Origin of the sequence: Tessaracoccus massiliensis (assembly GCF_000826065.2) — a bacterium.
Classification (GTDB): Bacteria; Actinomycetota; Actinomycetes; order Propionibacteriales; family Propionibacteriaceae; genus Arachnia; species Arachnia massiliensis_A.
Genome location: NZ_LN623543.1, coordinates 703,821 through 715,077, shown reverse-complemented (window position 1 = coordinate 715,077; position 11,257 = coordinate 703,821). Strand labels below are relative to the sequence as shown.

The 11,257-nt window shown below is 67.2% G+C and carries 11 protein-coding genes, 1 pseudogene and 2 riboswitches; of the genes and pseudogenes, 2 read left to right on the top strand and 10 right to left on the bottom strand.

The annotated features are described in order from the left end of the window. Window positions 1-7: 7 nt before the first annotated feature. Window positions 8-883 carry a class F sortase gene (locus BN1186_RS13920; protein WP_052460189.1) on the bottom strand — a complete coding sequence of 292 codons (876 nt, stop codon included), beginning with the start codon at window positions 881-883 and terminating at the stop codon, window positions 8-10. Window positions 884-1,094: 211 nt separating this feature from the next. Here BN1186_RS13920 and rpsA point away from each other — a divergent pair, with 211 nt between their 5' ends. Next, entirely contained in the window at window positions 1,095-2,534 is a 1,440-nt protein-coding gene (gene rpsA / locus BN1186_RS13915) for a 30S ribosomal protein S1 (RefSeq protein ID WP_040284558.1), read from the top strand. A 65-nt stretch (window positions 2,535-2,599) separates the two neighbouring features. Here the strand turns inward: rpsA and BN1186_RS13910 are convergent, their stop codons facing one another. Beyond that, on the bottom strand, window positions 2,600-2,755 hold the full coding sequence (locus BN1186_RS13910) for a lmo0937 family membrane protein (RefSeq protein WP_139651125.1): 156 nt from the start codon (window positions 2,753-2,755) through the stop codon (window positions 2,600-2,602). Window positions 2,756-2,817: 62 nt separating this feature from the next. Between BN1186_RS13910 and coaE the strand changes: the two genes are divergently transcribed. Beyond that, the gene (coaE, locus tag BN1186_RS13905) at window positions 2,818-3,408 is read left to right on the top strand and encodes a dephospho-CoA kinase (RefSeq protein WP_040284557.1); all 591 of its coding nucleotides are present in this window, start codon (window positions 2,818-2,820) and stop codon (window positions 3,406-3,408) included. Here coaE and BN1186_RS13900 read toward each other — a convergent pair. The 8 genes and pseudogenes from BN1186_RS13900 to BN1186_RS16555 form a co-directional block, all read right to left on the bottom strand. Further along, window positions 3,396-3,590: a hypothetical protein gene (locus BN1186_RS13900; RefSeq protein ID WP_040284556.1), complete on the bottom strand. Its 195-nt coding sequence runs from the start codon at window positions 3,588-3,590 to the stop codon at window positions 3,396-3,398. The genes coaE and BN1186_RS13900 overlap by 13 nt on opposite strands. A 144-nt stretch (window positions 3,591-3,734) precedes the next feature. Continuing rightward, a complete protein-coding gene (locus BN1186_RS13895) occupies window positions 3,735-4,562 on the bottom strand; it encodes a MetQ/NlpA family ABC transporter substrate-binding protein (protein ID WP_040284555.1) in 828 nt (275 codons plus the stop codon). A gap of 21 nt (window positions 4,563-4,583) precedes the next feature. Beyond that, the gene (locus BN1186_RS13890; RefSeq protein ID WP_040284554.1) at window positions 4,584-5,261 is read right to left on the bottom strand and encodes a methionine ABC transporter permease; all 678 of its coding nucleotides are present in this window, start codon (window positions 5,259-5,261) and stop codon (window positions 4,584-4,586) included. Continuing rightward, on the bottom strand, window positions 5,258-6,325 hold the full coding sequence (locus BN1186_RS13885; protein ID WP_040284553.1) for a methionine ABC transporter ATP-binding protein: 1,068 nt from the start codon (window positions 6,323-6,325) through the stop codon (window positions 5,258-5,260). Before BN1186_RS13885 ends, BN1186_RS13890 begins: the two co-directional genes overlap by 4 nt. A 350-nt stretch (window positions 6,326-6,675) precedes the next feature. Further along, window positions 6,676-9,306 (bottom strand): aminomethyl-transferring glycine dehydrogenase, encoded by a 2,631-nt coding sequence (gene gcvP / locus BN1186_RS13880; protein WP_246043324.1) that lies wholly within the window; start codon window positions 9,304-9,306, stop codon window positions 6,676-6,678. Between the two features lie 205 nt (window positions 9,307-9,511). After that, a complete protein-coding gene (gene gcvH, locus BN1186_RS13875) occupies window positions 9,512-9,868 on the bottom strand; it encodes a glycine cleavage system protein GcvH (RefSeq protein WP_218975487.1) in 357 nt (118 codons plus the stop codon). 12 nt (window positions 9,869-9,880) lie between these two features. Next, window positions 9,881-10,447, bottom strand: a complete 567-nt coding sequence (locus BN1186_RS16325; protein ID WP_281278476.1) for a glycine cleavage T C-terminal barrel domain-containing protein — start codon at window positions 10,445-10,447, stop codon at window positions 9,881-9,883. Window positions 10,448-10,571: 124 nt separating this feature from the next. Beyond that, window positions 10,572-11,018, bottom strand: a pseudogene (locus BN1186_RS16555) (aminomethyltransferase family protein); the annotation flags it as partial. A 57-nt stretch (window positions 11,019-11,075) separates the two neighbouring features. Next, a riboswitch (glycine riboswitch) is annotated at window positions 11,076-11,143 on the bottom strand. A 1-nt stretch (window position 11,144) separates the two neighbouring features. Further along, a riboswitch (glycine riboswitch) is annotated at window positions 11,145-11,231 on the bottom strand. Window positions 11,232-11,257: the final 26 nt, after the last annotated feature.

The following is an 11,257-nucleotide window of genomic DNA, read 5'->3' as shown; positions in this document are numbered from 1 at the left end:
CACCGGGTCAGGCTGCGACCTTGACCGGATCGGCGTAGAAGAGGATGCGCGAATCCCAGTCGCGGGTGCTCTTGTCGAAGTCCCAGCAGATCACGATGGCCAACTCGGGGTCGCCCTCGAAGTCGACCATCACGTCAGAGTTGGGGTCGTACTCGTTGACCCAGATCTTCTTGGCATCGGTGTACTCGTAGCACATGACCTGACCGTTCTTGCCGTACAGCTTGATCAGGTCACCCTTCTTCAGCTGCGGCTTTCCACCCTCGTACATCTCGTTGCCGAGCGCGGGGGGCAGGCTGGGGTTGTACGTGTGGATCGACATGACGGCCTTGCCCTTGCCCGAACCGGGCTTCGGGCCGCCGCTCCACCACGACGCGGTGCGCGGCTGATCGAACGGGGGAGCCGCGATGTTGCCGTCCTTGTCGAGGTTCAGCGCGATGACCTTCTCATCGGCGCCCAGCGACTCGATCGTGAACCGGTTCGGCACGAAGCCCTCGGTGACCTGCGTGCACTCGGCGAGCGCCGGGTTGGCCGCCGGTGTGGTGGGGCTGGGGCTCGCCGCAGCCGTGGTGCTGGGCGGGAGCGCCGGGTTGGCCGCCGGTGTGGTGGGGCTGGGGCTCGCCGCAGCCGTGGTGCTGGGCGGGGCGGTCGTCGAGGGGCTGGCCGGCATGAGCGGAGATGCCGGGCTGGCGTCGAGCGACGCGACGACCGGGCTGGCGGACTGCGCCACCGGATCCGGTGCTGCGCCGCCGCCGCGGGTGAAGCCGAACACCACCAGGCCGATGACGACGAACACAGCCACTGCGGCTGCGATCAGCCGGGTCCTGGACTGCGGCTGCGGCTCGGGCTGGGGATCCGTGGTCTGCTGCTCTGGGGTCTGCGACACGCGGCAAGTATAAGCGCTGGCCGGATCGGTCCATAACGGCTAGTCTTCTGCGGTTGATCGAGTTGTGGACCCCAGGTTGCCCTCCCTCGAGGGCGCGGGGTAGGCTGGCCAGGCATTGTGGCCTGCGTTCTCTCAGACGGAGTAGAGGGCGGCGATTCGTCACGGGCTCGGTGCAGACAAATCCATCCTTATATTTTCGGAGCCCTACTACATGACCTCCCCCTCCACTGAGGCATCGGCTGTCGCAGTCGATGACATCGGCACGCGCGAAGACTTCCTCGCAGCGATTGACGCCACCATCATTTCTTTCAATGACGGAGACATCGTCTCCGGCACCGTCGTCAAGGTCGATCGGGATGAAGTCCTGCTCGACATCGGTTACAAGACCGAAGGCGTCATCCCCTCAAAGGAGCTGTCCATCAAGCACGACGTCGATCCGTTCGACGTCGTCCAGGTGGGCGACCAGATTGAGGCCCTCGTCCAGACCAAGGAGGACAAGGAAGGCCGCCTCATCCTGTCCAAGAAGCGGGCTCAGTACGAGCGCGCCTGGGGCACGATCGAGAAGATCAAGGAAGAGGACGGCGTTGTCACCGGCTCCGTCATCGAGGTCGTCAAGGGCGGCCTGATCGTCGACATCGGCCTGCGCGGCTTCCTGCCCGCCTCGCTGGTGGAGATGCGTCGCGTCCGTGACCTCCAGCCCTACGTCGGCATGGAACTCGAGGCCAAGATCATCGAGCTGGACAAGAACCGCAACAACGTGGTCCTGTCCCGCCGCGCCTACCTCGAGCAGACCCAGTCCGAGGTCCGCCAAACGTTCCTCACCCAGCTGCAGAAGGGCCAGATCCGCAAGGGTGTCGTGTCCTCCATCGTCAACTTCGGCGCCTTCGTCGATCTCGGTGGCGTCGACGGCCTCGTGCACGTCTCTGAGCTCAGCTGGAAGCACATCGACCACCCGAACGAGGTTGTCGAGGTCGGCATGCCCGTCACCGTCGAGGTGCTCGAAGTGGACATGGACCGCGAGCGCGTGTCCCTGTCGTTGAAGGCCACCCAGGAAGATCCGTGGCAGACCTTCGCCCGTCTGCACCAGATCGGCCAGATCGTGCCCGGCAAGGTCACCAAGCTGGTTCCGTTCGGTGCGTTCGTGCGCGTCGGCGAGGGCATCGAGGGCCTGGTCCACGTGTCCGAGCTGGCCGAGCGTCACGTCGAGATCCCCGAGCAGGTTGTCGCCGTGGGTGATGACCGCATGGTCAAGGTCATCGACATCGACCTCGAGCGTCGTCGCGTCTCGCTGTCGCTGAAGCAGGCCAACGAGGGTGTCGACGTCGCCGCGATCGACTTCGATCCCGCGCTGTACGGCATGCAGGCGTCCTACGACGAGCAGGGCAACTACATCTACCCCGAGGGCTTCGACCCCGAGACGAACGACTGGAAGGAAGGCTTCGAGGAGCAGCGCGCTGCTTGGGAGGCCCAGTACGCCCAGGCGCACGCTCTGTGGGAGGCCCACAAGGCTCAGGTGGAGTCGGCCGAGACCGCGGACCGCGAGGTCGCTGTCGAGACCGGCACCGGCTACGTCACCGAGACCGAGTCCGAGGGCTCGCTCGCGTCGGACGAGTCGCTGCAGGCTCTGCGCGAGAAGCTCGCCGGTAGCTGAACCGCTGAGCACCAGCAAGGCCCGCCCCCGATGGGGGCGGGCCTTGTGGTTTGTCCCGTCCTGGGTCAGACGCCGCGGCGTCCGGTGACCAGGTTGATGATCAGAACGATCAGCGCGATCACCAACAGAGTGTGGATCAAGTTGCCGCCGATCTGAAGCACAAAGCCGAGCAGCCATAGAATGACCAACACGACCAGAACGATCCAGAGGATGCGTGCCATGGTTTTTCCTTTCCTGCCGTTTCGCGTTCCGGTGCTAGTCACCCTACAGTGAGGAGAGCGCCATGGGGCGCATCGCATTGACCGGCGGAATCGCGTCGGGGAAGAGTTTCGTCGCCGACGAGCTGCGCCGCCACGGCGCCGTCATCATCGACTCGGATGTGATCGCCCGCGAGGTGGTGCGCCACGGCACCCCCGGACTGGCCGCGGTGGTGGAGCGCTTCGGCCCCGGCATCCTGACGGACAAGGGCGCGCTGGACCGCCCGAAGTTGGGGACACTCATCTTCGCCGACGACGACGCGCGGGCCGATCTCAACGCCATCGTCCACCCGTTGGTGCGTGCTCGGGCGAAGGAACTGGAGGAGCGTGCTGCCGAGGACGAGGTGGTCGTGCACGTGATCCCGCTGCTGGTGGAGACCGGTCTGGTGGACGATTTCGACCACGTGATGGTGGTGGACGTCCCCGAGAGCACCCAACTCGCCCGGCTGCAGGAACGGGACGGCCTGTCACTCGCGGAGGCACAGGCGCGGTTGGACGCGCAGGCCACACGGGCGGAGCGGCGAGCGGTGGCCACCTGGGTGATCGACAACTCGGGCTCCCGGGAGGAGACCCGCGACCACATCGCTGAATGGGTGGGCCAGCACTACAGGCGATGAAGCGCCCGTCGTACGTGGCGGTGGTACGTGACGCCGGTCACAGGGAAGAGGATCAACGCGATCAGGGTGTATTCAAGGGTTCCCGGGAGGCCGATGGGAAGCATGGCCACGGTGAACAGGGCGACGAGTGCGCCGGTGATAGCCAGGGTGACTGCGAGAATCGTGAACGGTCGCATGGTCACTTTCACCTCCTTCGTTACCAAGTTGTTATCAGACCGTTATCAATCCTGGGAAGCATTTCGCGCCGGTTCGCGTGTCGAGTGAGACCGCACACGCGAGTAACGGCCTCCCGCCACGGGTGCGGGAGGCCGTTACTCGTCAGGGCGTCACCGAAGTTCTTCGGGGACCCACCACAGGCCGTCATTGTTGGCCTCGAGGTACTCCTTGAACTCGTCGGACTGGTAGGCGGCGACGATGTCCTGCGCCCAGGCCGCATCCTCGTTCTCCGCGGTGACCGCAACTCCCAGGACCAGGTGATCCAGGATGTCCTCCTGCAGGAGGGCAGTGGAGGGATCAATTCCGGCGTTGTAGACGATGGAGCCGGTGATCACCGCGAAGTCGAAGTCCTCCACGGTCGCCGCGACGGTGGTGTTGACCAGTTCGATGAACTCCAGGTTCATCGGGTTCTCGATGACATCCGCTTGGGTGACCGTGGCGAGGTCGGCGTCGGGATCAAGCGTGATCCACCCGGCCTTCTGCAGGAGTGCGTACGCCCGCGAGGTGTTGGCGTGGTCGTTCGGCAGGCCCACGGTCATGCCCTCGGACACGTCCTCGAGCGAGTCGTGGCGGCCGGAGAACAGCCCGGCCGGGACGGTGGGGATGGGGCCGATGAGGGTGATGTCGGCGTCGTTGCTCTCGTTGAAGGCCTCGGCGTAGGCGGAGTGCTGCTCCACGTTGACGTCGATGGATCCCTCGTCGAGGGCGATGTTGTTCTGCACGAGATCGGACATGTCGACCTTCTCGAACGTGTAGCCATCCGCCTCCATGATGGGGATGATGGCGTCCTCGAACAGGACCGTGTACGGACCCTGGGCCTTGCCGTAGGTGATCTCGGTCTTCTCGCCGTCGGCGCCCTCCGAGTCGGAGGTGGCGCCGCAACCGGTCAGCAGCAGGCCGGCGGCTGCGATTCCTGCGATCCAGGTGCGTGTGTTCATTTCTTGTGTCTTCCTTGTCTGTCAGGCTCGGTTGCGGACGCGTCGAGCGAGGGTGTTGCCCAGGGACTGGATGCCCTGGACGAAGGCGATGAGTACCACGACCGTGAGCATCATCAGGGGTGTGTTGAAGGCTTGGTAGCCATAGGTGATGGCGAGGTCTCCCACGCCGCCGGCGCCGATGGTGCCTGCCATGGCGGTGGCTCCCACGAGCGTGACCGTCCCGGTGGTGATGGCGAGCAGGAGCGAGGCCCATGCCTCCGGCAGGAGGAAATGGCGGATGATCTGCCACGTGGACGCCCCCATGGACTGTCCGGCCTCAACGATGCCGCGGGGGACGTCCAGGATCGACGCCTCGAACAGGCGGGTCATGAACGGGGCGATGAACAGGGTCAGTGGCACGAGCGCCGCCGTCGTCCCGATACGGGTGCCCACGATGAACCGGGTGAGGGGCATGAGCACCACCATCAGGATGATGAAGGGCAGCGAGCGGGCGATGTTCACCACGATGTTGAGCACTCGGTAGGCCAGCCTGTTGGCCTTGATGCCATCGGGACGCCAGAGGACCAGCCCCATGGCCAGGGGGATGGCCAGCAGGGTGCCGAGGATGAGGGACAGGCCCACCATGTACAGGGTGTCGACCGCGGCCGCCGTGAGGGTGTCGGACTCGATGCCGAAGTACTCCAGGAAGAACTCGTTCATGCGCCTGGCTCCTCCTCGTGGTCGTCGACTTCCTCGAGGTCGTCGATGGTCTGGTCCGTGACCGTCATGCCGGCTGCGTCGAGTCGTGCCCGCGCCGCGGCCAGGTCGGCATCGGAGCCGATGGCCTGGACGATCAGCACGCCCAGCACCTCGGCGTCGATCTCGTGCATCGAGGCGTAGAGTAGTCGGGTGGAGATGCCCAGTTCCCGCACCGCATCGCTGAGGGCCGTCGACCCAGCGACGTCACCTCGTGCCGTGATGCGCCAGACCTGGTTGTTCTCGGTGGTGGAGGCGAGCAGGTTCATCAGGGGCGCCGGTACGCGATCGTCGACGATGGTGCGCACGAAACGGCGCGTGATGAGGTCCCGCGGGGCGGCGAAGACGTCCATCACGGGACCCTCCTCCACGATCCGGCCGTGACTCATCACCGCGACCTGTTGGCATGTCTTGGCGATCACCTGCATCTCGTGGGTCACGATCACGATGGTGATCCCCAGTTCCCGATTGACCCGCCGCAGGAGTTCCAGGATGGACTCGGTCGTCTCCGGGTCCAGGGCTGAGGTGGCTTCGTCGGCCAGGAGGATGCGGGGATCGTTCGCCAGCGCACGGGCGATCCCGACTCGTTGCTTCTGGCCGCCGGAGAGTCGTGGCGGGTAGGTCCGTGCCTTGTCCGAGAGTTCGACGAAGCCCAGCAGATCCTCCACGCGGCGACGCACCTCGTCCGGTGTGACGCCGGCCAGGCGCATCGGCAACGCGACATTGTCGAAGACGGTCTTGCTGTCCAGGAGATTGAACTGCTGGAAGATCATCCCGATCCGGCGACGCTCGTCCCGCAGTCTGCGGCGCCCGAAGTCCAGGATGGAGGACCCGTCGATGACCACGTCGCCCGCATCCGGTCGCTCGAGCAGGTTGATGCACCGCAGCAACGTCGACTTGCCGGCTCCGGAGCTCCCGATCAGGCCGTGGATCCGACCCTCGGGGATGGTGAGGGAGACGTCATCCAGCGCCACGACTTCGCGTGGTCCGGCGGGGAAACGTTTGGTGATGTGACGCAATTCGATCATGTGCCTGTCTTCCATGTGAGGGCAGTCCTCGACGCGCGTGGGGAGCGCGGAGGGGTGCGGCTGGATCAGCCGTCAGGATTGGTGCCTCGGATCAACAGGCGCAGCAGGCGCCGGCGAGCGGAACGGTGGGACGGGCCACGTCGAAGGCGACCACTGGTCGACCCACTCCGTAGGACCTCATGTCGGTTCTCTTCCGTTCCGTCTTCTTGCCGGACCCACCCTCACAACTGGCGGGCCACGTGCCACGGTAGCGCCCGCGTCCGGGATTGCGGAAATCGCGTTCTCTGGTGGCGAAAGCAACGGCCGATCCGTTCACCACGTGAGACGAATCGACCGTTGGGTGCCGCGGGTCAGTCCTCGGACCCCTCCCACGGCGGGCACGAACACATGAGGTTGCGATCCCCCGAGGAATTGTCGACGCGGCCCACGGGCGGCCAGTACTTGTCCACACGGAAGGAACCTGCGGGGAAGCATCCCTGCTCCCGGCTGTAGGGGCGGTCCCACTCCGACACGAGATCGGCGATGGTGTGAGGCGAACGCCGCAGCGGCGACTCCGTCGCCGGCACCTCGCCGTCGATCACCTGCCGCGCCTCTCGGGCGATGTCGAGCATCGCGTCGACGAACCGGTCCAGTTCGGCCTTGGGCTCCGACTCCGTTGGCTCGATCATCAGCGTGCCCGCCACCGGGAAGCTCATGGTGGGGGCGTGGAAGCCGTGATCGACGAGGCGCTTGGCGATGTCGTCGACCGTCACGCCGGACTTCTGCCAGCCCCTCGGATCGACGATGCACTCGTGCGCCACGCGGCCCCCTGCACCCTTGTAGAGGATGGGGTAGGCCTCGGCGAGCCGGCTGGCCAGGTAGTTGGCCGACAGGATCGCCACCCGGGTCGCCTGCGTCAGACCCGCGCCGCCCATCAGCAGCACGTAAGCCCAGGAGATCAGCAGGATGGACGCGGAGCCGTACTTCGCAGCCGACACCGCGCCGCCGTCGCCGGTCTGCGGGTCTGAGGGAAGGTGCCCGATGAGGTGGCTCTTCACCCCGATGGGGCCCATGCCCGGGCCGCCGCCCCCGTGGGGGATGGCGAAGGTCTTGTGCAGGTTGAGGTGGCTGACGTCGCCGCCGATGTCCCCCGGCCGCACCAGGCCGACCATGGCGTTGAGGTTGGCGCCGTCGATGTAGACCTGGCCGCCGTACTCGTGGGTGATGTCGCAGACCTCGCGGACCGTCTCCTCGAAGACTCCGTGCGTGGAGGGGTAGGTGATCATCACGGCGGCCAACTTGCTGCCTGCCTGTTCGGCCTTGGCGCGGAAGTCCTCGACGTCGATCTCGCCCTGCGCGGTGGCCTTGACCGCCACCACCTTCATGCCGGCCATCTGCGCCGAGGCGGGGTTGGTGCCGTGGGCGGAGGTGGGGATGAGGCACACATCGCGGTCGTCGCCGTTGGCGCGGTGATAGGAGGCGATCGTCAGCAGGCCGGCGAACTCGCCCTGAGCCCCGGCGTTGGGCTGCATGGAGAACGCGTCGTAGCCGGTGATCTCGCACAGCTTGGCGGCAAGATCGGCCACGAGCTCCAGGTAGCCCTCCGCCTGATGTTCTGGCGCGTAGGGGTGCAGGTGCGCGAACTCGGGCCAGCTCAGCGGCTGCATCTCCACCGCCGCGTTGAGTTTCATGGTGCAGGAGCCCAGCGGGATCATGGCGCGGTCCAGCGCCAGATCCCGGTCCGCGAGGCGGCGCATGTAGCGCATCATCTCGGACTCGGCGCGGTTCTGGTGGAAGACGGGATGCGTGAGGTACTCGGTGCTGCGCCGCAACTCATCCGGCAGCGCGCGGACCTTCGTGAGCCCGGGCCGCTCGTCGATACCGAAGGCGCTGAGCACGCGGGCGACGACGTCGAGGTCCGTGGTCTCGTCCACGGAGATGCCGACGCGGTCCTCGCCCACCCTGCGCAGGTCGATGCCCCGCTCCTCGGCGGCGCCGAGGATCTCCGCCTGGTCCGCGCCAACGTCGACGGTGATGGTGTCGAAGAAGGCCTCCGGCTCGACGCGGCGACCGCCGTCGCGCAGGGCCACGGCGAGCGTGGCGGCCATGAGGTGGGTGCGCTGCGCGATGGCGCGCAGCCCCTTCGGGCCGTGGAAGACCGCGTAGAACGACGCCATCACGGCCAGCAGAGCCTGCGCGGTGCACACGTTGGAGGTGGCCTTCTCGCGCCGGATGTGCTGCTCGCGGGTCTGGAGGGCGAGCCGGTAGGCGCGGTTGCCGTTGGCGTCCTTCGAGACGCCCACGAGGCGGCCGGGGAGGGCGCGCTTGAGGTCGTCGCGGCACGCCATGAACGCGGCGTGCGGCCCGCCGTAGCCCATGGGCACGCCGAAGCGCTGCGCGGACCCGATGGCGATGTCGGCGCCCATCGAGCTCGGGTCCTTGATGACGCACAGCGCAGGCAGGTCGGTCGCGACGACGGAGATGCCGCCGGTCTCCTTGAGCGCGGCGCATTCCTCGGTGAGGTCGCGGAGGTGCCCGTGGGTGCCGGGGTGGGCGAAGATGGCGCCGAAGAAGTCGTCGGCGAGGAAGTCGTCGACGGGGCCGGTGACGAGATCGATGCCGAGCGGCTCGGCGCGGGTGGCCAGCACGGCGAGGACCTGTGGGTGGAGGTCGTCGGCGGCAAAGAACCGGGTGGCCTTCGACTTGGCGGTGCGCTTGGCCATCGCCATGGCCTCCGCGGCGGCGGTGGCTTCGTCGAGGAGGCTGGCGTTGGCCAACGGGAGGCCGGTGAGATCCGCCACCATCGTCTGGAAGTTGAGCAGCGCCTCGAGGCGGCCCTGGGAGATCTCCGGCTGGTACGGGGTGTAGGCGGTGTACCAGGCGGGGTTCTCGAACACGTTGCGCTGGATCACCGGGGGAGTGACGGTGCCGTAGTAGCCCTGCCCGATCAGCGAGGTCATCACCGTGTTCTTGGCGGCCACCTCGCGGAGCCTGGCGGTCATCTCGTGCTCAGTGAGCGCCTCCCAGGCGAGCGCCTCACTCTGGCGGAGCCCCCAGGGACGGCCTGATCGATCAGTTCGTACAATGAACCGACGCCGATGGCCTCCAACATGGCTGCCATCTCGGCGTGGCTGGGCCCGATGTGGCGGAAGGTGGCGAAATCGTCGGGGTTGAAATCGGAGGTGTCCCAGGTGGTCATCGGGTTCCTCAGCCGATCATGGAGCGGTAGGCGTCCTCGTCCATCAGCGTGTCAGCGGCTGCCGGATCCGAGGGGGTGATCTTGACGAACCAGGTGGTCATGGCGGAGTCCGGGTTGACCGATTCGGGGGCGTCCGCGAGGGATTCATTGACCTCGGTGACCTCGCCGTCGTAGGGGGCGTTGACGCCGGATACCGCCTTGGCCGAGTCGATGCCGACGACCTCCTCACCGGCGGTGACGGCGGCGCCGACCTCCGGGAGGTCGATGAAGACGATGTCGCCGAGCCCCGAGGCGGCGTGATCGGTGATGCCGACGGCGAAGGTCTCGGTGTCGACCCACTCGTGCTCTTCGGTGAACTTGATCATGGGAGGGCTCCTTTAGCGCTTGTACTGGTGGGGGACGAAGGGCATGTCGGTGACGGTCAGCGGCAGAGGCTTGCCGCGGACCTGGGCATACAGGGTGGCGCCGGTCGTGGTGCCGGCGGGCACCAACGCCATGGCGAGGGGGCCGCCGACGGTGGCGCCGAAGCCGCCGGAGGTGACGGTGCCGACCTCCTGCTCGCAGGCCTCATCGGCGTAGAGGGTGGCGCCCTCGCGGGCCATGGCGCGGCCCTCGCGGCGCAGACCCACGCGGACGCGCTCGGCCCCGTCGTCGAGTTGGCCGAGGATCACCCCGGCGCCGGGGAAGCCGCCCTCGCGGGAGCCGCCGGTGCGGCGGACCTTGGGGATGGCCCAGCTGATGTCGGCCTCGACGGGGCTGATGGCCTCGGTGAGCTCGTGGCCGTAGAGGCACATCCCTGCCTCGAGGCGTAGCGAGTCGCGGGCGGCCAGCCCAGCGGGGGCCACGTCGTCGAGGGCCAGCAGGGCGCGGGCGAACTCCTCGGCATGCTCGGCAGGCACCGAGATCTCGAAGCCGTCCTCGCCCGTGTATCCGGACCGGGACACCCACACCTCGACGGGTTCCTGAGCCGTCCGCGAGCTTGCGAGCGCTGGTCGAAAGGACCGCCGAATCCATGAACACCATGTCGCGCACCTCGGGGATGAGCGTGGCGAGCGCGTCCTCGGCTTTCGGGCCCTGCAGGGCCAACAGCGCCCGGTCCGTGAGGTGCTCGATGGTCACGCCGTCGAGCGTGCGCAGGAGTTCGAGGTCGACGTCCGTGCGGGCGGCGTTGAGGACCAGGAAGAACCGGTCCCCGTGGTGGGCGAACATCAGGTCGTCGACCACTCCGCCGCTGTCGGTGGTCAGCAGGCCGTAGCGCTGGCGGCCCTCTTTGAGCCCCGCGACGCTGGCGGGGACGAGCGTCTCCAGGGCCGCGGCCGCGTCGGCCATCTCCCCGGACTCCGGGCGGATCAGTAGCTGCCCCATGTGGGACACGTCGAACAACGACGCTGCCTCCCGGGTGTGCTGGTGTTCCTGCAATCCGCCGACGAACTGCACGGGCAGTTCCCAGCCGGCAAAGTCGACGAGCTTACCGCCCAGTTCGGTGTGCAGAGCGTGTAGCGCGGTGGTCTTCATTGACACCCCTTCCCGCCGCGAGCGGCGCTGGCCGGTGGACCGTTCCACCGTAGCGCCCCCTCTGTCGTGGGTGCCTGAGATCTTCATATCCTTCGGCGGGCCCTGACGGGCCTCTTTCCAGAGTGTGTCGCCGGCGCGGTCCTGGGGCCTGTGAGTTTCCGGGGCGGTTGCTCCTTCGGCACCGAACGGGTTCGGTTCTCCCGCGTCGACGACGCCAGCCTAGCAACCGATCCGGCCGT